Genomic DNA, 24,031 nt, shown 5'->3' with positions numbered 1-24,031 from the left:
GCGGTCATCCGTACACGGTGGACCTCCGCAGGTCCGGCCGAGCCCGGCAATCGGTGCGGGGCGAATGGGAGGATTCGCATATACCGCCCAGGCTGTTGATGGATCCTGCTAACCTCCCCGCCATGCACCGAACCCCCGTCACGGGTCCCGATCGGATGCCCGCCGAGGGCGACGTCACCCGCTCCTACACCCACGCCGGCCGCCGGCTGCACGTCGCCGGTGGCTCCCGGGTCGGTAACCGCTACGCGGCGAACTTCGACGTCCTGCACGTCGATCCGACGCTGCCGTTCCTGGCGGTGGCGGACGGCATGGGCGACGGTCGGGGCAGCACCGTGGCCGGCAGCACCACCATGCAGACCATGGTGGCCGCGGTGCAGGCGGCAGGTCACGACATCGGCCCGGGTCAGCTCCGCGCGGCCATGGCAGAGGCGCAGTTCCGGGTCCGGACGGCCGGCGCCGAACTGGGCGAACTGACCGGCTGCACCTTCACCGGCATGGTCCTCGCCCCGACGGCGGCCGGGTCGGCGGGACACGGAACACCGGCCGAGGCGACACCGCAACCGGCACCCGGGGCCGAGCCACCCACCGCCGGCCAGCGGAGTTGGCTGCGCCGGACCCCGCCGTCGGCCCGAACCGCACCCGACGCGTCGGACCGGGGCGACCCGGCGGCGCCGGAACCGGCAGCCTGGATCGTGCAGATCGGCGACTCCCGCGCCTACCGGCTGCGGGACGGCCTGCTCGAACTGCTGACCGTCGACCACACCGCCGCCTGGCTCGGCGCCGTCTACGGCTGGTACCCGGCCGACTCGCCGGCCGCCGCCGCCGCGCGCTACCAACTCACCCGGTACGTCGGTCACCCCGGCAACCCGGAGCCGGATCTGCTGAGCGTCACGCTCCGTCCCGGCGACGTCTACTGCCTCTGCACGGACGGGGTCGCCGAGCAGGTCGACTACCAACGGCTGGCCAACCGGCTCGGCGCGAGCGGCAGCCCGGTCGAGGTGAGCCGCGCGATCCTCGCCGACACCCTGGTCGCGGGCGGCCGGGACAACGCCACGATCGCTGTGCTGCGGGTGGAGAACTGACGACGGGTGGAGAACTGACGGACGATCGACCAGACGTGCGTACCGGGTGAATCCGGCACATCCGGCGGAACGCCCGGATACTCTCGGCAGGTGACCCGATACGCCACGTCATCGGATGCCGGCCGGTGAGCCGGCTGACCGCGTGCCCGCGGTGAACTCCCCACGCGAGGCATCGGTCGTGGTCGGAGTCGACGACTCGCGGCTCAGCATGACGGCGGTACGGCTGGCCGCCCGGGAGGCGGCGCTGCACTCCCGCCCGCTACGCATCGTGCACGCGTTCAACTGGGTCGCGGACCCCTCGGAGCCGATGCCGGAGCAGCCCCGCAGGCCCGCCGAGGAGTTGCTGGCCCGGTCGGTCCAGACCGCCGCCAAGGCCCAGCCGCAGGTCACCACGACCTCCGCCCTGATCGAAGGACCGGTCATCACCACGCTGCTGCGCGAGTCGGGCTCGGCCGCGCTCCTGGTCATCGGGGACGGTGGGCTGACGGTGAATCCCGACGTACCCGCCGACTCGGACGCCACCGCCGTACAGATCGCCGCCCGGGCCGGATGCAGCGTGCTGGTCGCCCGGGAGAGGCTTCCGGTGACCGGGCCGGTGGTGGTCGGGGTGGACGGCTCCGCCAGCTCACTGGGGGCCCTGGACTTCGCCTTCGACACCGCCTCCCGGCACGCGACCGACCTCGTCGTGGTGCAGGTCTGGGACCCGGACGAGACCACCGGCGACCTTCCGGCGGAGGCGGTCGGACAACTGGCCGAGGCGGTCGCACCCTGGCAGCGGAAGTACCCGTCGGTCACGGTCAGCCAGCAGGCCCGGATCGGTGACCCGGAGGCGGCGCTGACCCAGGAGGCCAGCCGGGCCGAGGTCGTGGTGGTCAGTGCCCGGGGCGACGAGCCGTGGCGGGGGATGCTCGGTGCGGTCAGCCAGGCGATGCTCTACCACTCCCCCGCCCCGGTGATCGTCGTACGCAGTTCGCACGGCTTGTACATCCAGGAGTGAGCCGGTGAGATCGCCGTTCGGGTCGCGAATCGGGCCGAGCCGCGAGAGGGTCGGAAGATGAAGACCTCGCTGGACCCGCACCTCCGGCTGACCGACGAGGAACTGGGCCGGATCGACGCCTACTGGCGGGCCGCCAACTACCTCAGCGTCGGGCAGATCTACCTGCTGGCCAATCCCCTGCTGCGCGAGCCGCTGACCCGGGAGCACATCAAGCCCCGGCTGCTGGGCCACTGGGGCACGGATCCGGGACTCAATCTGATCTACGTACACCTCAACCGGGTCATCGTGGCCCGCGACCTGGACGCGATGCTGGTGACCGGACCCGGACACGGCGCCCCGGCGATCATCGCGAACACCTGGCTGGAGGGGACCTTCACCGAGGTGTACCCGTCGGTGAGCCGGGACGAGGCCGGGATGGGCCGGCTGTTCCGGCAGTTCTCGTTTCCCGGCGGGTTCCCGAGCCACGTCGCGGCGGACGTACCGGGGTCGATCCACGAGGGCGGCGAGCTGGGGTACTCGCTGTCGCACGCGTACGGGGCCGCGTTCGACAATCCCGACCTGCTGGTGGCGTGCGTGGTGGGCGACGGCGAGGCCGAGACCGGGCCGCTGGCCGCCAGTTGGTTCTCCGACATCTTCCTCGATCCCGCGCGGGACGGTGCGGTGCTGCCGATCCTGCACCTCAACGGATACAAGATCGCCAATCCGACCGTGCTCGCCCGGATCCCGCCGGACGACCTGCTGTCGATGCTGCGCGGGTTCGGCTACCAGCCGTACCTGGTGGCCGGCGACGAGCCGGCCCGGGTACACCGGGAACTCGCCGCCACCCTCGACCGGATGCTCGACGAGATCGCCGAGATCCAGCGCCGGGCCCGGAGCGGCGAACGGGTCGAACGGCCGCGCTGGCCGATGCTGGTGCTGCGTACCCCGAAGGGCTGGACCGGGCCGGCCGAGGTCGACGGGGAACGGATCGAGAACACGTTCCGGTCCCACCAGGTTCCGCTGGAGGGCGTACGGGACAACCCGGAACACCTGGCCCAGTTGGAGCGGTGGCTGCGCTCGTACCGGCCGGAGGAGTTGTTCGACGCGGCCGGCGCGCCGGTCGCGGACCTGGCCGGTCTGGTGCCGCGCGGGCACCGGCGGATGAGCGCGAACCCGCACACCAACGGCGGTACCGTGCTGCACGACCTGGTGCTGCCCGACGTCCGCGACCACGCCGTCGCGGTGGACCGGCCCGGCGAGCCGATGGTCGGCGCGACCGGAGCGCTCGGTGGCTGGCTCCGGGACGTGATCACCGCGAACCCGGACCGGTTCCGCCTGTTCGGACCGGACGAGGTCGAGTCGAACGGGTTGGCGGACGTCTTCGACGTCACCGATCGGGCGTTCCTGGGCCGGATCGAACCCGGCGACGACCATCTCTCCCCCGGCGGGCGGGTTCTGGAGGTGCTCTCCGAACACCTCTGCCAGGGCTGGCTCGAAGGCTATCTGCTGACCGGTCGGCACGGCGTCTTCACCAGCTACGAGGCGTTCACCCACATCGTCGACTCGATGCTGAACCAGCACGCCAAATGGCTCAAGGTCACCCGTGACATCCCGTGGCGTCGACCCCTCGCGTCGCTCAACTACCTGCTGTCCAGCCACGTCTGGCGGCAGGACCACAACGGCTTCTCGCACCAGGATCCCGGTTTCATCGACCACGTCACCAACAAGAAGGCCGAGATCGTCCGGGTGTACCTGCCGGCCGACGCCAACACCCTGCTCTGCACGATGGACCACTGCCTGCGCAGCCGGCACTACATCAACGTCGTGGTCGCCGGCAAGCAGTCCGCGCCGACCTGGCTCTCGATGGAACAGGCGATGCGGCACACCCAGCGCGGGCTGGGAATCTGGGAGTGGGCCAGCACCGACACCGGCTACGAACCCGATGTCGTGCTCGGCTGCGCGGGTGACGTGCCCACGCTGGAGACTCTCGCCGCCGCCGACCTGCTCCGCCGGTACCTGCCCCAACTGCGGGTCCGGGTCGTCAACGTCGTCGACCTGATGCGGCTGCAACCCACGACCGAGCACCCGCACGGGCTGCCGGACGCCCAGTTCGACGCCATCTTCACCCGCGACAAGCCGATCATCTTCGCGTACCACGGCTACCCGTGGCTGATCCACCGGCTCACCTACCGGCGTACCAACCACGAGAACCTGCACGTCCGTGGCTACCGGGAGGAGGGGACCACCACCACACCGTTCGACATGGTCATGCTCAACGAACTCGACCGGTTCCACCTGGTCATGGACGTGATCGACCGGGTACCCGGCCTCGCCACCCGGGCCGCCCACCTGCGCCAGACGATGGCGGACGCCAGGCAGGAATGCCGCGACCACACCCGCCGGTGCGGCGAGGACCACCCCCAGATCGCGCAGTGGCGGTGGCCGGGCTGACCGGAACGTGACCGGAGCGGCCAGACCTGGTTACCTGGTGGCATCGATTGTTTTCCGCGCGCCGGTACGGCACCGGCGAAGGAGGCAGCTCATGCCACTGTCCGACAACGACTCCGCCGTCGGCCACTCGTTCGCGCTGGAGGTGGACGGCGTCGTGATCTCGCCGATCACCGAGATCTCCGGCCTGCGACTCGGGCAGGACGTCATCGAGTACAAGGCGAACACCCCGGACGGCAAGTACGTGATCCGCAAACTTCCCGGCCGGCCGGGGACCGGTGAACTGACCCTGACCCGCGCCCAGTCCGGCGGGACCAGCTTCGAGGAGTGGGTCGCCCGGTCGAGCTCGCAGGCCGGGTTCGCCGCCGCGATCGTCGAGTACGACGCCGACGGCATGCCGGTCCGCCGGTACGTCCTCCACCGGGTCAACCCGAAGCAGCTGGAGGTCGGTGCCGCCACCGGCGGCGACCCCGGCGTGCTCACCGAGAAACTGATCCTGACGTACGAATCGGCGGAGGTGGAGTAGTAGTCGTCGCGGCCGGTGCACGTGGAGATGTTGCCGAGGTGTGGCAGTCTTGCCGCTTGTGCAGGATGTCGGCTCTCGTCTGGTGCCGGTGCCGTTCCACGACACCCGCTCCACCACCTTCCGGACGACGCTCACCGGGGTCTGCATCGTCGCCCTGGGCGGATGTGCCGTCGTGCCGATCCGTCCGGAGGCACCCGCCCGGACCGCCATCGTCGGCGTCGCGGTCGCCGTACTCGTCGTCGGCGCGGTCCTCCTGCGCTCGCCGGCGGCGATCCGCGCGGCCGTGTTCATCGGTCTGCTCGCCGGCTGTTTCGCGGCGGGGATTCTCGGTGGCTGGCCTCCGGCGGTCACCACGATCATGGTCTGCCTGCTTCCGTTGGCGGGTCTGCTGCTCGCCGGCCGTCATGCCGCGCTGGGTCCGGCGGCGCCCTGGCTGGCGCGCGGGTCGCTGACGCCCGAGGCGCCGTGGCTGGCCCTGGGCACCGTGGTCCTCAGCGCGACGGCACTCACGGTATGGGCGCTCACCGTCCGGCCCGAGCCGGCCGAATACCTCCGGGAGCTACGGAGCCTTCCGCTCTGGCTCGCGATCCTGGGCATCGTGGCGTTCTCCGCGATCAACCCGGTCTGGGAGGAGATGCTCTTCCGGGGGGTGCTGCTGACCGAACTCGCGTCGGTCTGGGGACCCAGGGTCGCGGTGGTGCTGCAAGCCGGGCTGTTCGGGGTCGCGCACTACGCCGGCTTTCCGTCCGGGGTCATCGGCATGCTCATGGCAGGGATCTGGGGATTCGCCCTCGGCGTTATGCGGCTGCGCAGCGGCGGCATCCTGATTCCGTACCTGGTCCACGTGACCGCCAACGCGACCATCGGCACGCTCGCGGTACTGATCCTCCGCTGAGTCGAGCGGTGTCAGCGGCTGGCGGGCGGCTGGACGAGGTCGGGGCCGCCGGTGTGCGGGGTCGGAACGTAACCCTTGTACGGCTCCGGCAGATTCGCCACGCACGCCCTCGAGCACGCGTTGACCAGGAACGGCAGCACATCCGTCCCGACCACCTGGGAGATCCAGACCTGGTGCACCTCGCCGTCGACCGGTTGGTCGCAGACACTGCACGTCCGGATGCGGTCGGCTCCCCACACGCCGGGGTCGAGCGCGTCGAAGTCTGCCTCGGCGATCGTGGTCACCGGCCGCAGGCTCGGGAACGGCGGCCGGAACTTGAAGTTGCCGTACAGGACGCGGGTGCTGACCGTGCTGGAGCGGAGCCTCGTACACCTGGTCAGCTCGTACGGGTACCAGTGCAGGCGATGCGACGTGTACGGATCGAACTCCTCGAGGTTCGTCATCGCCCCGATCTCCGGCGGAATCCGGACCAGGTTGGTGCCGTAGAGGACCAGGTGCCTGACCTCGGTCAGCTTCGCGATGGTCGGCGGCAGGGTGACGATCTGCCGCCGGTGCGCGGCACTCATCTGCACGAACGGCTTGAAGAGCGCCCGCCCGTCGGCTGCCGCCTCGTCGATCAGCGCCAGCAGCCGTTGCCACGCCTCGCCCGAGGTGTCCTGCCGCTCGCCGTGGAACTCGACGCTCGCCGGACGGGTCGCGGCCGAGTGGCCGACGCATCGGCAGTGGTCCCGGCTCGGCTCCGGCCCCTGTGGACCGACCGCGTCCGCGAAGCGGTTCGAGAACACGGCTGGCCTGTTTTTCTCGTCGCCCATGTCTGGAGCGTATCCAGGCACGAAACTCGCCTCACACCGGTCGTTCGACGCGGGTGGGGTTGCCGCGCACGAGTTCGTCGTGGATGCGCCAGCGGGCGGTGGTGACGGCCCGGTCGGCAGCGGTGTCGATACGCGCGATGCGCTGCCGGATCAGCTCCAGGGCGAGGCGGCGGTTCTGGCTGAACTGTCGCTCGGTGTCGACCACGACGACGATCCCGGAGGGACGGTGGGTCGCCCGCACCGCCGTGCTGGCCTTGTTCCGGTGCTGCCCGCCGGGCCCGCCGGTACGGCAGCCGACGATGTCGACGTCCGACTCCGCGAAGGGTGTCTGCGGGACGTCGACCTGACAGGGTCGGGCGGTGACGTACCAGTTCTTGCGGCCGGCGCTCGCCCGGTAGGGGCTGGGTGCCTGCCAGCACAGGGTGCCGGTCCACGAGCCGACGAACGTCCCGGCACCGGTTCCGGAGATCCGCACCAGGACCGACTGGTAGGTGCCGTTCCGGTCCCCGGGAACGGCCTCGACCCGATGCGTCGTCAACCCGTGCCGGGTGGCGTCGGCCTCCAGTCGCCGGATCAGCTGGGCGACCGCCCAGGCGCACTCCTGGGGGCCCCGCCCCGCCGACAGCAGCAGGTGGACGCCGTCGCCCGCCGCGGTCACGGCCGGCCCCGGGTACGGCGCTGATCCTGCCGGCCCCGCCGGGCCTGCGGCCCGGCGTCGCCCCTGCTCCGGTCGAGCGTCTTGTACGTGACCAGCGGAACCGTCGTGGCGACGGGCGTGGCCAGGCCGTGGTCGACGAGGTCGCCGATCACCTGCTCGATCCGCTTGTACGCCGTCGGCGCCTCCTCGAACAGCAGTTGGCGGTCGCCGCACACCACGATCGATCCCACCGGAGTACGCCGCAGTTCCTCGACCGTGTGCTTGGCCCGGCCCCGGACCAGGGCGTCGGCGCGGGACATCTTGCGGCCCGCCCCGTGCGCCACGGAGAAGTTGGCGTCCGGTCCCGCGTGGGCGGCCACCAGGTAGGAGCAGGTGCCCCGGGTGCCGGCGATGAGGACGTCGCGGCCGTCACCCGGTGCGGCACCCTTGCGGTGCAGGTACATCCCGTCGCGGATCTCGACCAGGTTGTGGCTCTGGTCGACGATCGGCTCGGTGGGCTCGGCGCCCAGGGCGTGCAGGACCCGGGCGGCGAGCAGCCGGCGGTTGACCGATCCCCAGCGCACGGCCTCGTCGTGCAGCGCGAGGTAGGCGGCGGGATCGGGGGCAGGGCCCGCGCCGTGCCGCTCGGTGTGCGCCCGCAGGATCCGCTCGCCGAGCCCTCGCGAACCACTGTGGACGATCAGGACGACGTCGCCGGCCGGAAGCCCGAGCCGGGTCGCGTGGTCCGGCTCGAGGACGTCCCGGATCCGCGCCAGCTCGACGAAGTGGTTGCCCCGGCCGACCGTTCCCAGACCCTCGACGTAACCGCCGGGAATCCCCCCGTCCACGACGGACCAGGCCGGATCGTCGGCGTCCCGCTCCGGATCGAGCGGACGGTCGAGGTCGGGAAACCGGCCGGCGAGCCGCTCGGGTACGACCCGCTTCAGGTCGACGGGGAACACGGCGATCCCGCAACCGATGTCGGAGCCCACCAGTAGCGGATACAACACGGTCGACGTCATCGCCGCGCCGATCGGGGCACCCTTGCCGGGGTGCAGGTCCGGCATGCCGGCGACGTGCGTCATGCCGTCGAGGGCGGCCACCTGGTGGCACTGCGCGACGGCATCGGACTCGATCCAACTGCTGGCGGAGGCGAACACGGTGACGGTGGCCGGTTCCGTGGTACGGGTCGGCGGCGGCAGGGACTCCTGCTGTGACAAGGACGTTCTTCCCCTCGGAGGGTACGGACGGGCGGAGCCGCGGCTCACCGGGCGCGGGTGGCGCCGCCGGAGGCGTCGGCTGGGCGAGGTGCTGCCGTCAGAACGTCATGCGCCCAACTGTCGCGGAAGCCACCACGCGCGGCAACCGGTTTTCGGCCTGTCGCCGGATCGAGGAGGGGGCACCGGCCGGTTCAGCGCGCCCGGCCGGCCAGCAGCCACCGGCCGACCGGAATCCGCAGCAGCACCCGGGGACCTTCCCGGGGCACCGGCACCCGGATGTCCCAGCCCTCGTATTTGGCCTGGAAGGCGGCGACGATCTCGGCCGGAAAGTCGTCGTGGTGGATCGTCGCCCGTCCCTCGGCGACCACGGGCGCGTCGCCGTCCTCCAGCGCGAGCGAGAGCCGGGGGTCGACGGCGAGGTTGTGGATCTTCCGGTTCCGGACGGAACTGGCGACCCACCAGACGTGGTCGCGGTAGACGAACCAGACCGGCGTGACGTGCGGGCTGCCGTCGGGTCGGAGCGTACAGAGCCAGACGTTCCGGTCCCGGTCGAGCCGGTCGAGGACGTACCGGTCAAGCTCCTGCGGCATCCGCCCCCACCACCCCCGCCAGGGCGTGCAGCAGGTCGCCGTCGAGGCGCATCACCGCGATCTCGTCGAGCGCCCGTGCCCGCAGCCGGGCGTAGAAGCGCAGTGCCGGATCGTTTGTGTGCAGCACCCACCACTCCAGCCGACCGCCACCTCGGCGCACGGTCAGCTCGGCGAGATGGGCGAGCAGCGCGCGGCCGAGTCCGCTCCCCCGGTGCTCGGGACTGACGTACAGGTCTTCGAGGTGGATGCCGGGGCGGCCGAGCACGGTGCTGTAGGTGGGATAGAACAGGGCGAACCCGGCCGGCATCCCGTCGACGGTGGCGACCACCGCCTCGGCGACGGCATGCGGACCGAACAGCGCCGCCGTCAGGTCCGCCGGCTCGGCGATGACCTGTCCGGGAAACTGCTCCGCCTCGGCGAGTTCCTGGACGAAGCGGTGCAGTACGTCGACGTCACCCGGCTCCGCCGGCCGGATGATCGGCTCTCCCCGGTTCACGGCCAGTTCCTGATCAAGCATCTACGCATAGTGCCGCACCTGGGCGTTCGTCGGCCACCTGGCGGCTGCTTGGATGGACCGGTGACCGAACGGGTGCCGCGCTCTGCGGACGAGGTGCTGGACATCGTCGACGAGCAGGACCGGGTGGTGGGGCAGGCACCGCGCGGCGAGGCGTACGCGCGCAGACTGCGGCACCGCTGCGTCTTCGTACTGGCCCGGGATCCGGTGGGGCGGATCTTCGTGCACCGCCGTACCGCAGAGAAGCTCGTCTTCCCGTCCCGGTACGACATGTTCGTGGGCGGGGTGGTCGGGGCCGGCGAGTCGTACGACGAGGCGGCGCTGCGCGAGGCCGAGGAGGAACTCGGGGTCTCCAGGCTGCCCGCCCCGGTTCCGCTGTTCACGTTCCTCTACGAGACGCCCGAGCACACCTGGTGGTCCGCCGTCTACGAGGTGTCCTGCACGGTGCCGGTGAAGCCGCAGCCGGAGGAGGTCGCCTGGCACACCTTCCTCGACGAGGCGGATCTGCACGGGCGGCTCGCCGAGTGGGCCTGGGTGCCGGACGGCCTGGAGGCGTACCACCGGCTGCTCGCCTGGCGGCGCGAGCGGACGGAAGGTTGACCTGCCTCAGCCCGGATGGTCGAGCTGCGGTTCCGCGTGGGGCGCACCCTTCAGCTCGTGGAAACCGGGTACGCCGGCCACCAGCAGCGTGCCGTCCCAGAGCCGGCCAGCGTCCTCTTCGACCGGGATCCGGGAGATGACCGGGCCGAAGAAGGCGACCCGCCGGCCGTCCGGCAGGGTCGCAGCGATGATCGGGGTGCCGACGTGGTCGCCGACCAGGCCGATTCCCTCGGCGTGCGAGGCCCGTACCGCGTCGTCGTACTCCGTCGACATCCCGACCTCGGCGAGTTCGGGCGGCAGTCCGGCGGCGGCCAGCGAGGCGTGCAACTCGCCGAGCCAGTTCCCGTCGCCACGTGCGACGGTCCACATCGCGGTGTAGAGCCGGCCGAGCGCCTCCGGTCCGTACTGCTGGCGGACGGCGGCGCAGATCCGCACCGGCACCCAGAGGTAGCCGTCGGGGTCGCCCTCCGGGTCGTCGTCCCGGCCCTCGTTGAGCACCGACAGGCTCATCACGTGCCAGCGCACGTCGATCGGCCGGACCTTGGCCACCTCCAGCAGCCACCGCGAGGTCGTCCAGGTGTACGGGCAGGCGGGGTCGAACCAGAAGTCGGCGATCGTGTTCTCCGGCACCGGCGGCTCCCTTCGCTCGTCCGCCGACCCTATCCGGCGGCGGTTCCGCGCGATCCGCAGTCGCGGCTCCGCCCAGCCGAGAAACCGGGCGTACATCGCCTTCGGGTCGGGACTGCCGGCCGGGTTGAGTCGGTGCAGGTCGGCGATCGCCTCCTGCATCGCGGTGGCGAGGAAGACGGAGAGTCCGACCGGGTCGGCGACGTAGTCGAGCGGCAGCAGGGTGCGGGCGGTCAGACAGGGCCAGTCGGTCGCGCAGACCCGGCAGAGCCAGATCGGGCGCCGTGGCAGGTGCGGCCGGGCCGAACCGGCGGCAGGACTTCCCGTCGTACCCGGAACGTCGGTCATCGGGTCCGCCCACGGACCGGCTCGGCCCGCGCCGACCCGCGCCGTCCGGTCCGGCCGGCGTCCGGCGTTCCGGCGGAAGGGCGCCATCCGGGCCCCTGGTTGGTGGACCGTCTCGCGGGCCGGTGGACCGGCGCGGCCGGTCCCGCCAGCGATGACGGGATGGGCATCGGCTGTTGCGGCACGCTGTCCGGGCACCGCCACCGGAGGCCGCACCGACAGTAGCGCCAGAGCCGCCGCCAGTCCCGGCGGTGTCGATCCTTCGGTGTACGACGTAGCCAACTCATCCCGGACCCTCCTCGCTTGACTGGAACTCGCTCGGCTGGAATTCGCTCGACTGGAACTCGGTCGGCTGGAAGGGGAGGCCGTCCGACGTTGCCGCCCCGGACGGCCTCCCGCGCGGTTCCGCCCGTCCTTCCGGCAACTCCCGAGCAGTTCCGCTGGTGACACTCTGCTGTGGTTGCCCTACTGTCGGAAGCCATCGACCACGGCCTCGGCGTCCTGTCGGCGGGGCCCGTCGTCACCGACCGTGCCCACTGGAAGCGTCGTAAGACTGTGGAGGAACTGTGGCGGACGACCCGACACCCACGGCGGACCTGATCCGCGCCCAGCTACGCCGGATGCGCGGCATCCACCGCCTGAGCCAGGAGGAGTACGGCAAACGGGCGAACTACTCCGCGTCGATGGTCTCGGCGATGGAGTTGGGCCAGCGCCCGCTGGACGAGGTGTACCTGGCCCGCGCCGACAAGGTGTTCGGCACCGGTGATCTCTTCGTCTCGCTCCTGAAGCTGGCCGCCCGGGACGGCGAGCCGACCTGGTTCCGTCCGTGGCTGGAGGCCGAGCGAGCGGCGACCCAGCTCCGCTGTCTCGAACCGATGTTGATCCCCGGACTGCTACAGACCGAGGACTACGCCCGAGCGGTCATCCGGGGCGACGTCACGCTCAACGCGGACGAGGTGGAAGCCCTCGTCGCCGCCCGACTTGCCCGGCAGGCCATCCTGGACCAGGAGCATCCGCCCCAGCTCACCGCCGTACTCGACGAATCGGCGCTGCACCGGTTCACCGAGGACCAGGCCACGGTGATGACCGGGCAACTCGCCCACCTGATCCAGGCCGCCAAGCGGCCGAACGTGAGCGTGCACGTCATTCCGGCCAAGGTCGGCCTGCACGTCGGGCTGGAAGGCTCGTTCGTGCTGGCCCGGTCGGACGACGGCGGCTGGGTCGGCTTCATGGACAACCAGCTCGGCGGGACCGTGGTGGACCGCACCGAGGAGGTGGAAGCTCTGCTGGCAAGGTGGGAAAGTGTTCGTAACGTCGCGCTGCCCACCTGGCAGTCGATAGAACTGATCGAGGATGTGATGAGGCCATGGACAACCTGACCCGCGCCCGGTGGCGCAAGTCCAGCCGGAGCGGTTCCAGTGGCAACAACTGTGTGGAGGTGGCGGACAACCTGACCGGGGTCGTACTCGTCCGGGACAGCAAGGACCGCGACGCCGGCAACCTCGCCTTCACCCCGTACGCCTGGCGGGCCTTCGTCCGGAACCTGCCCACCACCTGACAGAGCGTTCGATTCGGGCTCTGTAGCTTGTGAGGCGCGTACGTACCTCGCCAGCTTGGTGTTGTCAATCGACGATCCCGACCCACGCCGCCGAGGCACTGCGCCCACGGCAGTCGCTTGAGCTGGCCGAACCGCGCCGGCTGGTTAGCCTTGACCGACACGCAAAAGCCGGCCGTCGGCAGCGGCGAGGCGCCCGCGAGCATCCCGGCCGATCGATCCCCGACAGCCTTCCGCTCCGCTCCACAACTCCTTCTTGAAACGCGGACCACTCGCTCCTCGCAATGGACAACCCGCATCTCCGGCGTAGCACGAGTTCGACGAAGACGATGGTGACCGACTCTTACAAATCACGAGCATATATTCCCAATTCCGATCTGGAACCAAACACACCTGTTACACGCACTCCGCGAGTACGGCCGCCACCACAACCCGCATCGGTCGCATCGACGCATCGCGAACGCCCGACCGCTGCGTCCGCTGCCCGAGCCAATCACCGATCCCGCCGCACTGACACACCTGAACGTCCAACGACACGGTCGACTCGACGGCCTCCTCCACGAATACCAGAACGCCGCTCGACCAGCGCGGACGGAATTTTCGGCACCCGCACCTTACTACCAGAGACCTTGCTGACCCGTGGCTCCCTCATTGGCTAGTACCGACCGCAAGCGCCGTAACATGGAGTTGTACTTACGCACTCCCCCCTCTGCGGTCCAGTCGTCGCTGACGTCGTTGTCGCCCTCGAGTAGTCGATCGACAGCTTCCCGCGCGAGCTTCATGAGATCATCCGGCACGAGAGGAACACCTTCCGATGAGACAAGATTCTCAGGCTGAAACTCTTCTCCGCCATCCAATCCGCGAGCCGTAACAGCCGCAGCAGCGAATGCCACCTCGGCCCGACCAGCGTCGATGTGATTGCTACGGTATGCCACCTCAGCTAATGCGGTCCGCAGCATTTCGATGCGATCCGGTTCAGAAGCCGCAGCCAACTCGTCTGAAAAATCGGCACCTGAGTCGTTGTCAAACGGCCCGCAACCCCACTTGCCCATCCATGAAACCTCGCTTCCTTGCATCACCAACAACAGACTAGCATCAGGCTCCACTAAGGGAGGTCGTAATTCAATCGTCAGTCAAATGTTCAATTATCTCGGGACGGGAGTGAGGGCTGCAACCCGTCCAGTTCCGCCAGCTAGTCCGAGTAGCCCTTTACCCCAAGTCCATCGGAAGTTCCAACTGAATAGCGCGAGGACTTCGGGCGTCGTAAAGATTTCTGCCACGCCCTTCAACGCCACTACTGAGCTTGAATCCCCACTTCGAGAGCTCGGTCTTCATTATATGTTCTTGAATTCTCAGGTTATCGTCGCTTCCGCAGACATGGATACAAATAGCGTCTTGCCTGCTCTTAAGCTTTCCATCACTTATGTGTCTACGTAGACGCACATCGAAGTTCTTCGTCTTTCCGACCCGGAGGGAACCCGGCGCAGTCAGATCATCGAAGATATAAACTCCTTGGTTCTTGTTGCAGTTGTGAACTAGAACCGATGTTTCGCCGGCGAGCACATAGTACGTATGGATGTCGGTAATATCGAGGTTGTGAACTTGGGCGGTTTGCGTCCATCGCTCGACGGCGGTGATCTGTACGAAGGTTCCGGCGGAGGTTTGCAGCAGCTGACCGGGCGCCAGGTCGGTGGCATCGCGCCACTCTCTGAGTTCCGGAACCCAGAAGGGGTGTTTGTCAGTAGCGATCACCTCGCCAGTGGCATCGCCGTTATCTCCGTCGCTGTCGACGGTGATCCGAACGAGGTTCTTGCTGCCTTCGCCGACGATCGTCGCAGTCACGGCCTTGGATGCAGCTTCGCCGGTTTCCGGATCCGAGGCGAGGACGCTGTCTCCTTCCTCGACATCCTCGATAGGTTTCGTAGTGCCATTGGCCATGACCACTCGGGTGCCCGGGGTGAAGCTGTTGCCGAGACAGCCCCTGGCCAGGGCCGAACGTACGCTGCCCCTGGCCATCTGGCCGGCGGCTTTAAGCCCCATCCCCGAGGTCAATGCGACTCCGGCGCCGAAGGCGGCGGCTCCGACGACAGCTGTGCCTGCGCCGAGCGCGCCTCCGACGACTCCGCCCAGGAGCGCTTCGCCGGCGATCTGCCAACCGCTTTCGTCCTCGGCGTCGAGCGCGTTGCCGACGAGGGAGTCGACGATACCGCCGACGGCGCCGCCGATGGCCGCACAACCGACCGCGCCTACGCCGACGCTGGCGGCCGTGCAGAGGCTACCGACGATGACGCCGGCTGCGATGCCGGCGGCCAGGCCGACCTTGTCGGCGTTGCGGCACCAGAAACTGGCCTTGCACTCGCGCTGCTTACGAGCCCGTTCGCGTGCTTCTTCAACCGGCTTCTGCGAGCCCACCCTGTTCTTGCTCTTGGTGTCGGGCCAGTTGCCCGTGTTGATTTTGGGGTTGGCTTTGGGGACGTTGCTGCTGCACTCGTAGTCTCCGGTGCCACCGCCGCATTCCGGCCGCATCCCGGTGGGGTCGGAACTGGTGATCGGGCTGTTGTAGCTGTAGGTGTAGGCGTTCCACTGTTGCGGGTCGGTCAGGTCCATGACCGGGTCGACGGAGATGAACCGGCCCAGCGTCTTGTCGTAGTGCCGTGCGCCGATGTTGACCAGACCGGTGGGGTCGTTGTCGCCGCCGACGAAGCTCTTGCTGTTAACCCATACGGGATTCTCGCCGCGGCCGTCGCCATAGGGGGTCTGTCGGCGGACGGTGACAGCCTGGGTGCCGGCGTTGATGGCGGTCTGTTGGGTGCCCTGGTGGTCAGAGTAGAGCCAGGTCAGGCTGGTGATCGCGGAGTTGCCGGTACGGCTGGCGCAGACGGTGCCAGCAAAGGTGTAGTAGCGGGTGCCGGTGTTTGTGCCGCCTTCGCGGCGGATTTCCTGCCCCGGTAGGTAGAGGGTGGTACCGGTGGCGTCGCGGCGGATCAGCCGTACGCCGTCGGGGTCGTAGATGTTGGTTTCGATGTTCTGCCCGCCGGTGGTGACGGTGGCGAGTTTGCCTTCGGCGTTCCAGGCCAGGGTTTGGCTGCCCGCTGCGGTGGTGCAGTCGTTGGCGGTGGTCCCGGCGGGCCGGCAGGTGGTGTTGCCTGTCTCGTCGTAGCCGTACTTCGAGACCACGTCCGATTGTCCGGGGGCGGTGGTGGTCAGCTGGGTGACCGCGTGTGGCCGGACGACGCCCTGGCCGCCGTCCGGGAGGGTGTAATCGCGGGTGGTGTCGCCGCCCGCGGTGTGGCTGGTCTCGGTCAACCGTGAGCCGGTCGAGTCGAAGGTCCAGTCGTGCCAGTACGGCGCCGGCCCGCCCAGGTTGGCGACGGTCGGGTCGGCCTTGCAGTCCACGCCACTCTTCGGGGTCCAGGCGGTGGTCAGCCGGCCGAGGGCGTCCTGCCGGAAGCACTGGGTGTCGGCTTCGCCCACCTGGGGTGTTTCGGCGATGGAGGTGATGTTGCCGGCGTCGTCGTGGTCGTAGTTCCGGTCGGAGACCGTCCCGGCGACGGTTTCGCGCTCCACGGTGGTGCGCTTGACTCGTCGGGTGCCTTCCTCCCGGTAGACGACGTCCTTCGTGTATTTGCCGCCGGGCATCTTGTAGATCGCTCCGGACCGTTCCCCGAAGGCGGTGTAGGAGGCGGTGGCCATGGTGCCCGCTGAGCCGGTGAGGCTGGTGTCCAGCCGGGTCGGCATACCGGTCGTCGAGTCGTAGTCGGTCGTCAACTTCTCCGTGACCAGCCCACCGGCACCGGGATACGAAATCGACGTCTGGGTGCCGGTGAATTCCGAGTAGCCGTACGCGTAGGTGTACGTCGCGTCCAGACCCGTCTCCACCGCCGGGATGACGTAGTCGACCCCGCTCGGCTGGTAGCGGCCGTTGAACTGGGCCACCTGCCACTTGTAGGCGTTGGTCGAGCCGGCCGGCTCGTACCGGATGGTCTGGGCCAGATGGCCCTTGAAACCGGGTTGGCCGCTGAAGAGGCTGTCGTACTTCCACTCGGCGCGCAGCGCGCCGGTCGCGGAGTCGTCACGTAGCTGGGTCTTGCGGCCGATCTGGTCGTAGACGTACCACAGAGCCTTGTGGTTGGCGCCGGTGGTCTTGATCAGTTCGTTGAACTCGTTGTAGGTGCTGGTGGTGGTGCCCTTGTCCGGGTCGGTGACCCGCCACTGCCGGCCCTGGGCGTCGTACTCGTTGACCCACTCGTTCCCGGCCGGGTCGATGCTCTTGACAAGCTGGTCCTTGCGGTTGAAGACGTAACTGGTCTCCTGGTAGGCCCCCGCGACACCCGCCGGGGTGGTGTGCTGGCGCACCGCCACGGTCCGGTCCCCACTGTCGGTCACGGTGGTGGTCGGAGTCCCGCCGTCCGGCGGGGTCACCTTCGTCAGGTCGCCTTCGTGGCTCGTGACGGTGCGCCACTTCTCGACCAGGTTGGCGATCCCGTCACCGGACAGGAAGATCTCGTTGGTGGCGCGAGATGCACGGTCGAAGAGGGTCTTCGATACCGCCGGTACGGACCATTCCGGTTCCCACCACAACGCGCCTGAGGGCGCGCCCGGCTCGGCGTGCGCGCCGTAGGAGGTCGCCGCTCGCCCGAACTCGTCGTAGATGGTGTCGGTGACCACCCGGTCACCGCTGCCGCCCAGCGAGATCGACTGCGTCTGCCGAGGACGCATCAGGGCGTCGAGAATCTCGATCGAGGTGATGTAGTTGCCGTCCGGATTCAGTGTCAACGACCGGACGTACGGGTACGCGTCGCGGCCCGGTGCGATGGTGTAGCTGTACTGGGCCGACGGTCTGGTCAGGTTGGCACTCTTCGACCAGCCGAGGTCCCACACCTTGGCGACCCGCCCGAGCGCGTCGTACTCCACCTCCGAGGTGGTCTTCTGATTCTGGTCCGTGCCCTTGGTGGTGGAGCCCCAGTACGGGTTGTACTCCTCGGTGGTGACCCATTTGAATGGGGCTGGTCCGGTGGTGGTGGCCTTGGTCACCGGTCCGCCGACGGTGGGGGTGTAGGCGGTGGTGCTGACGTTGCCTTTGACGTCGGTGTTCGTCAGCGGTCGGCCGGTGGGGTCGAAGGTGGCCTGGGAGACGGTCTGCCACACCGTTCCGGTACCAGCCACCCAGTTCGCAAGCTGTTCGGTCCTGGTCACGGCTCCGAACTTCGGCGCCGTGTCGACGCTGGCCGCACCGTCGTAGTAGCTGCGTGCGTCGGTGATCACGTCGTCGACGCTGGTCGGTGCCGTGCCGCACGGCAGCGCGGTGGTCGTGGTCTGCTTGACCGTCTGGGTGAGGTTCTTGCCGAGGTTGCGGTTGTAGCTGTACGTGGTGCACTTCTCGTCGCCGGGGTCAGCGAAGTCGCCGTCGTCCTGCGACCAGTTGACCGTGCCGTACGTGTGGTCGAAGCTCTGGTTCCCCCGGGAGACGCGCCAGCCGCGGTCGCCGTCGACACCGAGGGCGGTGGCGGTGTAGGTGGTCTGCGTGTCGGTGAACCGCGCCTCGACCAGGTCACCGTTGATGGTGCGACTGGCGGTCGGGTTGGAGCGCCACGGAACGTGCACGGTCTTGGACACCGGCTTCGTGTCGACACCGTTGTAGACGACCTGTTCACGGATCTGCCCGGCGAACTGGTCCTCGTCGTGCACGGTCTCCGAACCGAGCGAGGCTGGCACTGTCACCGTGCGGGTACCGCCGGAAGGGCTGGTCCTGTCGCCGTGCATGCCGCGCATGAAGGTGGTCACGGACAACGTCCGAGTGGCCGGGTCGTCACCGACGCGAGTTTTCACCTGGGCGTAGCCACGCCACTGGCTCCATGTCTTGCGGTCCGGCTTGGACAGGCCGTCGTCGTCGGCGTAATGCCAGGCGGGATTACCGACGTACTCGTACCAGGTGTGCCTCGACGGCACCGGGTGCTCGTTCGACAACTGTAGGTCGTCTTCGGCGACATGTTCGACGCGGTACTTGTGCCACCATTCGGTGACCAGCGCCTTGCCGGTCAGGTCGTTGGGGTCGGGGACCTTCACCGGATAGCAGCGTTTCGTGTTGTTGTGCGGGTCCAGGTTCTCGACCATCGACTCGGTGCACTCGGGCCGTGAGTAGTCCACCTTGATCCGGCCGCCGGTCTCGGTGACGATGCTGGAGATCCGAAGCCAGTTGTCGGCGGTGCCGTGTTCGGTCAACACCCGGTTCGGCAGCGACTCGGCCTCGAACGTCACCGGCGGCAGATTCACCGCCGTGCCGCCCACCAGGCCCGCGTGGTCGATCCTGTCCAGCCACAGACCTTCATGGGTGGCGTCCGCCGTCGCGGCGAAGGTGTGCGACAGCGTCCACGACTCCACGTTCTGCCAGTCCGGCGTCTGCCGGGTCGTGTCCCACACCCGGGTGGTGATGCTCTTCAGCCGCCTGGCGGTCCAGAACGTCGGGGTGTACTGCTGCGGGCACGACGTCGCCGACGCCTTACAGTCCTGGTCCCACGGCGTGTCCTTCCAACTCGCCTTCACCGGGGCGGACTCTGTGCCGCAGTTGGAGGTGCAGCGCATGTCGGTGTCGAAGACCACCTGGGCGTACGGCGTGACGTTGCGCTCGGTCACCTCGTGCGTGGCGGCGGTGCGGTCGTAGGTGCCGTAATCGATCCGGGTCAGGTTCCCGGCCCGGTCGTAGGTCACGTCGTTGGCATCGGTGTTGTTCTGGGCGTACTTGTTGGTCTCCTTGTCGTACCAGAACGACATCGTGTTGCCGCGCGCGTCGACGACGTAGTCGAGGTTCCACCGCCATGCCTGGGCGCAGTCCGAGCCGGCGTAGGTGCTCTCGTGGCACGGCTCCCCGGAGTGGTTGCCGTAGACCGGGACGGTCAGCGCCGAGTTCGTCTTGGCGCTCTCCCCCGGCAGGTTGTGCAGTCCGAAGAAGTACTGGGTACCGTCGGTGGTCGTCACCTTCCAGTACTCGCCGACATCCCCGTAGTCCGGGTCACCCGCGTCACCGTTCGACGCGCCGGTCAGCTTCTCGATCTTCGACCCGTCCTCGCTGCGGGAGTGCCAACCCTTGCCGGTCTGGAAGACCAGTTCGCCGCCGCGGCCGTTGAGGCTCAACGTCGCGTTCTCCGACCGCCAACACTGCTCGCCGCTCGCGGCGGTGCTGTTCGCCCCGTTCTTCGAGTCCTCCGCACACGGCACGTAGCGGCGTTCGATGTAGCCGGGTGAGTAGTCGAACCCCTCACCGATCCACGACGGCTGGTTGTTCGTCACCTCCGACCGGCCATCCACCGCCGACGAGGAATAGGACAACGCGAGGTCCGGTACCGGGCCTGTCGCCGGTGGCATTCGCAACGGGTAGTTCCATGAGAAGTCACCCGACGACCCGCCGGCCGACCACGTCGACGACGGCGCCAGGCTGGTGGCACTGAAGTCACCGTCGCTGCCGGACGCGCCGGCCGCGAGCACCACGAACGAACCGGCCGCCTCGGCCGCGGACCGGTCCCCTGACTGGGCGGCGGCCGGCGCCGGTACGGTCACCTCGGCCGACGCCACTCCCGCAGCGAGATCGTTGATCGTACGCAGCGGCACCGACCGGCACGCCGGCGCTTCCGGAGTCGTGAGCGCGCAGGTCGGCACCTGCCACAACCGCAACCGGGAGGCCCACGAACCGCCGGCCGCGTACCGGAATCCGCTGTAGTCCACCGACAGCTTCGCCGCCCCGCCCGTGGCCCCGGCCGGGGCGCCGACCCTCAACGCCAGGCCGTCACGCCACGCCTGCGGAACGCTGTCGCGATCAAGGACCTGTAGATCCAGGGTCGACAGCCGCTCGCCGGCGTCGCCAGCGGCACGGCCCACCCACACCGGCATCTCCCCGGCCCGGGTTCCCCGACCCGTGGTCGTGCGTGCGCTCGTCGCCGCCAGGTCGACCCGGGCGGTCGCCGGCTCGGGCCACACCGGCGTCGGAGCCGGCGCCGAGGTGACCCGCTTCTGGGACCAGGCCTTGGCGTTCACCGGCCCACCATCGGCATCGAGCTTCTCCGCCGCGGGTGGCGCGGGCATCTTCGGACCCGTGTCCGGTGCGGCCCGCCCCGGACTACCCGGCACCAGCGCCACCAGCAGCGCCGCGACAACCACCGCGGCGACGGCAGAGCGCCGCCGGCCGGCGACGGTGGAGAGGCTCCGACGCCCACGCCGCGAACCGCGTGCCGACCCTGCGAACATCAGCTGTTCCTCCCCGGAACCAGAAGACGACTTCCGCACCACATCATGAAAGAGAGTCGACAGATGCCGGCCGGCGATGCGGGCCGGCCTGCCGGGGTCGCCCGATGCGGCGCGACCCGTGCCTTCAGTACGGCGACGGTGTGACCCCCGTCCCGTCACCGTCGCCACAGGACCTGCCCGTTTGTATCCAGCAGCACCAGGTCACCGTCGTCGCGGAGAACGAGGCGATCAGCAGTCGTGCCCCAGGTTCTGGTATTCCAAAGGGCGGCATTGGCCTCGCTGTAGAGCACCACGTTTCCGTCGGTCTGGAACAACACGTCCGAGCCAGGATTGCCCCAGGTCGCGGTATCCCAGAGTGGGTAGCCCGCTTGGTAGAGGACCAGATTGCCATCGATCTGCATGAGGAGCTGATAGTTGCCGATGTCCGAACGGAGGTACTGGCCCGCAGTCATCTTCTGCCCACGGGTCAACACGTTGGTTCCCGGGGTTGCGGGAATCTGCGAATTGAACCACTCGAACACCGACGCGTCGCTCATCGCCCCCTGGAAAACGGCGACATCGTCGATACCGCCGGTCCACTGGTCGACAATCTGGCCGTGCCACAGCGTGCGGCCGACGAGCAGAGGCCCCGACGCGGCCATCGGCCTGAACGACAGCGTCCGCTTGCCCTCCAGTTCGCCGTTCACGTAAAGGCGGATCTCGCTGAGGGAGGCGTCGTACACACCCATCAGATGCGTCCACTCGCCCTCCTGCGGGATCGACGTCGAACTGACACCCGTTGAGACCGTGGGGTTGACATCCTCAACGCTCACGTTGAACTGCCATCTGCCATCTGTTGAGGAATACTTCAGCCACGCGGTGCTCTCGTGCACCCCTCGCTGCGACACGGCGGTGTGCATGCCGTCCAGACGGTCCAGCACCACCCAGACAGACATGCTGAACGAGTCATCGGTACGCAGCACCGGTGTGTCCTGCCAGAGCGTGAACTCGTTCCCGTCGCCGTCGGGAGGCGTCGAGCCCGTCTTGACCGCGCTACGGCCATACTCCTGGGACGATTCGGTGTAGCCCTCCTCCGGGAAGTACTCGTAGTCCAGCCACAGACCGGAGTCGCTGACCGAGTGCCCTGCCCCGATGGCAGCCCCCCGGGTCAACGCCAACGACCGTCCCCACGCCGTCACCGTGTCCGGTGCCTCACAGGTGTCCTTGAGGTTGGCCAGGTAGCAAGGCCTCGCGGCCTCGAAATCCCAGTCCCCGACCTTGAGCGGAGCTAGGATCCCCGGTTCGTTGAATCCGCCGGAGAGCGGGTCGGTCGCCACCTGGCCGGTGAAGTCATGTGGCACCAGCACCCGATCGAAGACCTGCACATCGGCGACAGACCCGTTCCACCAGTTCGTCGCCGCACCGGCTCCGAAGCCGCGGCCCACCACGAATTTGCCCGACGCCGACCAGGGCGCGACAGTTCGGTCCACCTCCGCCACCTGTCGACTGTTGACATACAGGCGGATCTTCTTCTCCGTCGCGTCGTACACACCGGCGAGGTGCGTCCATCGCCCCAGATCGGCTGCGGTGATCGCCGCCGTGGATATCGCCAGCCGAGTCGCGCTCGACTGCGCGGAGTTGTCCTTCATGACGAAAGACCAGTACGGCGTCGGCGTGGTGCCCGCGCGGCGCACGCCCAGCTCGAATCCGGCCGCGTCCGGGCCCTCCTGGACAGCGACCTTCAGATCACCGTTGGGAATGGCGTTGAGCCGCACCCAGCCGGCAACGCTGAACGAGCCGGTGGTGTCCACCACGCTGGTGGCGGACGTCGCGACAGACGAGGAGCCGTTGAAGGTAGCGGTCTGTCCACTGACCATTCGCGCGCCGTCGGCCCAGGTCACGTTCGAGGCTGTCAGCGGCGAGTCGGTCGGAGCCGGCTGCCCGTCAGCCAGAGCCACCGCCCGGTCGACACCCGGATAGGACTGCAATCCCCACCCGGCGATCGGTGGCGACGGTCGTCCCACGTTGAACTCGACCGACCCGTTGCCCTCATTCAACGTGGCGTCGATGGCCTTCACCAGCAGCACGTTGCGGCCGAAGCTCAGCGCGGTCACATCGACATCCGCGTACTTCGGGTTTGTACCCTGGGCCGCGATCACCTTGGTGGCGGCGTCCCAGCCGTACTGGAACCTGGTCACGTCAGTGGCCGTCGACTCGATCCGGACCTTGCCCGCCTTTCCGGGCCCTTCCGGCAACCTCACCACTCTCGCCGTGACCGGCGGCACCGTCGTGTCCGCTCGGAACTGACACCACACCGACCACGGCCCGGTCAGCGAGTACGGCGCCTTGTCCGTGCCCTTGGCCCGGAACGCGTATGTCTTGCCGGTGACGATCGACACCGCGTTACTCGTCGCCCGGGCGTTCGGGGTGACACCTGCCTTGGCCGGCGGCGCAGTCTTACGCGTCGGGGACGTGTCGGTCACCGACGCCATGCCGCCGGCCGGCACCTCGATCCACTCGAACGACCCGGTCAGCGAGTCGCCCTTGTCGGCGTCCGGGAACACCGCCGACAGGGTCGGGCTCAACGTGCCGACCGTCAGTACACCCGTAGCCGGACAGGCGACCCCGGCGACCTGCAGTCCGTTGGGCGGGCCGGGCTTGGTGTCGTAATCCACGTAGAGCTTCGCATCGTTGGGAAAGAACTTCTTCCACCGCTCCTGGATCGACTCGCCCGAACCGTTTGCGGCACGGGCCGTGAACCCGACCGTAAGGCTGGACGCCCCCTCCGTCGCCAGGGTCTGCAACCGGCTGGTCACCGTCGAACCCGTAAAGTTCATGGTCACATCAGGTTGGATGGACGTGCACCCGCCTGCTTCGTTCGCATGGCCGGACGCGCTGGCCATCACCGCCTTCAGGCCCGTCGACCACGACGCCTTCGGCGTCGCGTTGATCGCCGCAGTCCAGTACATCGAGCTCACCGTGCTGTC

At 68.7% G+C, this 24,031-nt stretch carries 17 protein-coding genes; 8 read left to right on the top strand and 9 right to left on the bottom strand.

Going from position 1 to position 24,031, the window contains the following annotated elements:
* Positions 1-122: 122 nt before the first annotated feature.
* The 5 genes from I0C86_RS28605 (at position 123) to I0C86_RS28585 (ending at position 5,927) form a co-directional block, all read left to right on the top strand.
* Entirely contained in the window at positions 123-1,082 is a 960-nt protein-coding gene (locus tag I0C86_RS28605) for a PP2C family protein-serine/threonine phosphatase (RefSeq protein ID WP_196204410.1), read from the top strand.
* Between the two features lie 151 nt (positions 1,083-1,233).
* Entirely contained in the window at positions 1,234-2,079 is an 846-nt protein-coding gene (locus I0C86_RS28600; RefSeq protein ID WP_196204409.1) for a universal stress protein, read from the top strand.
* A gap of 57 nt (positions 2,080-2,136) precedes the next feature.
* Positions 2,137-4,509: a phosphoketolase family protein gene (locus tag I0C86_RS28595; RefSeq protein WP_196204408.1), complete on the top strand. Its 2,373-nt coding sequence runs from the start codon at positions 2,137-2,139 to the stop codon at positions 4,507-4,509.
* 91 nt (positions 4,510-4,600) lie between these two features.
* Positions 4,601-5,032 (top strand): phage tail protein, encoded by a 432-nt coding sequence (locus tag I0C86_RS28590; protein ID WP_196204407.1) that lies wholly within the window; start codon positions 4,601-4,603, stop codon positions 5,030-5,032.
* A gap of 58 nt (positions 5,033-5,090) precedes the next feature.
* The gene (locus tag I0C86_RS28585) at positions 5,091-5,927 is read left to right on the top strand and encodes a CPBP family intramembrane glutamic endopeptidase (protein ID WP_323373894.1); all 837 of its coding nucleotides are present in this window, start codon (positions 5,091-5,093) and stop codon (positions 5,925-5,927) included.
* Between the two features lie 11 nt (positions 5,928-5,938).
* On the opposite strand, the gene I0C86_RS28580 is transcribed toward I0C86_RS28585, so the two are convergent.
* The 5 genes from I0C86_RS28580 to I0C86_RS28560 form a co-directional block, all read right to left on the bottom strand.
* Positions 5,939-6,739, bottom strand: a complete 801-nt coding sequence (locus I0C86_RS28580) for a leucine-rich repeat domain-containing protein (protein WP_196204406.1) — start codon at positions 6,737-6,739, stop codon at positions 5,939-5,941.
* Positions 6,740-6,770: 31 nt separating this feature from the next.
* Positions 6,771-7,397, bottom strand: coding sequence for a peptide chain release factor H (gene prfH, locus I0C86_RS28575; protein WP_196204405.1), 627 nt, complete (start codon positions 7,395-7,397; stop codon positions 6,771-6,773).
* Positions 7,394-8,596: an RNA ligase RtcB family protein gene (locus I0C86_RS28570; protein WP_196204404.1), complete on the bottom strand. Its 1,203-nt coding sequence runs from the start codon at positions 8,594-8,596 to the stop codon at positions 7,394-7,396. Before I0C86_RS28570 ends, prfH begins: the two co-directional genes overlap by 4 nt.
* Before the next feature lie 191 nt (positions 8,597-8,787).
* The gene (locus I0C86_RS28565; protein WP_196204403.1) at positions 8,788-9,186 is read right to left on the bottom strand and encodes a pyridoxamine 5'-phosphate oxidase family protein; all 399 of its coding nucleotides are present in this window, start codon (positions 9,184-9,186) and stop codon (positions 8,788-8,790) included.
* A complete protein-coding gene (locus I0C86_RS28560) occupies positions 9,170-9,703 on the bottom strand; it encodes a GNAT family N-acetyltransferase (RefSeq protein ID WP_196204402.1) in 534 nt (177 codons plus the stop codon). Before I0C86_RS28560 ends, I0C86_RS28565 begins: the two co-directional genes overlap by 17 nt.
* A 60-nt stretch (positions 9,704-9,763) precedes the next feature.
* On the opposite strand from I0C86_RS28560, the gene I0C86_RS28555 reads away from it, so the two are divergent.
* Entirely contained in the window at positions 9,764-10,300 is a 537-nt protein-coding gene (locus I0C86_RS28555) for an NUDIX hydrolase (protein ID WP_196204401.1), read from the top strand.
* A 6-nt stretch (positions 10,301-10,306) separates the two neighbouring features.
* Here the strand turns inward: I0C86_RS28555 and I0C86_RS28550 are convergent, their stop codons facing one another.
* Complete coding sequence (locus tag I0C86_RS28550) at positions 10,307-10,930, bottom strand: mycothiol-dependent nitroreductase Rv2466c family protein (protein WP_196204427.1); 624 nt, start codon at positions 10,928-10,930, stop codon at positions 10,307-10,309.
* A gap of 908 nt (positions 10,931-11,838) precedes the next feature.
* On the opposite strand from I0C86_RS28550, the gene I0C86_RS28545 reads away from it, so the two are divergent.
* Both I0C86_RS28545 and I0C86_RS28540 read left to right on the top strand, forming a co-directional pair.
* Positions 11,839-12,651 carry a helix-turn-helix domain-containing protein gene (locus tag I0C86_RS28545; RefSeq protein WP_323373888.1) on the top strand — a complete coding sequence of 271 codons (813 nt, stop codon included), beginning with the start codon at positions 11,839-11,841 and terminating at the stop codon, positions 12,649-12,651.
* A complete protein-coding gene (locus I0C86_RS28540) occupies positions 12,639-12,830 on the top strand; it encodes a DUF397 domain-containing protein (RefSeq protein ID WP_196204400.1) in 192 nt (63 codons plus the stop codon). Before I0C86_RS28545 ends, I0C86_RS28540 begins: the two co-directional genes overlap by 13 nt.
* Before the next feature lie 614 nt (positions 12,831-13,444).
* On the opposite strand, the gene I0C86_RS28535 is transcribed toward I0C86_RS28540, so the two are convergent.
* The 3 genes from I0C86_RS28535 to I0C86_RS28525 form a co-directional block, all read right to left on the bottom strand.
* A complete protein-coding gene (locus I0C86_RS28535; protein ID WP_230394941.1) occupies positions 13,445-13,903 on the bottom strand; it encodes a DUF4259 domain-containing protein in 459 nt (152 codons plus the stop codon).
* A 133-nt stretch (positions 13,904-14,036) separates the two neighbouring features.
* Positions 14,037-21,065, bottom strand: coding sequence for a polymorphic toxin-type HINT domain-containing protein (locus I0C86_RS28530; protein WP_196204398.1), 7,029 nt, complete (start codon positions 21,063-21,065; stop codon positions 14,037-14,039).
* A gap of 155 nt (positions 21,066-21,220) precedes the next feature.
* Complete coding sequence (locus I0C86_RS28525) at positions 21,221-23,881, bottom strand: LamG-like jellyroll fold domain-containing protein (protein WP_230394940.1); 2,661 nt, start codon at positions 23,879-23,881, stop codon at positions 21,221-21,223.
* Positions 23,882-24,031 lie beyond the last annotated feature (150 nt).

It is taken from the genome of Plantactinospora alkalitolerans (genome assembly GCF_015690345.1).
Classification (GTDB): Bacteria; Actinomycetota; Actinomycetes; order Mycobacteriales; family Micromonosporaceae; genus Plantactinospora; species Plantactinospora alkalitolerans.
The sequence above is the reverse complement of the archived record's forward strand: the minus strand, read 5'-3'. Positions and strand labels throughout refer to the sequence as shown.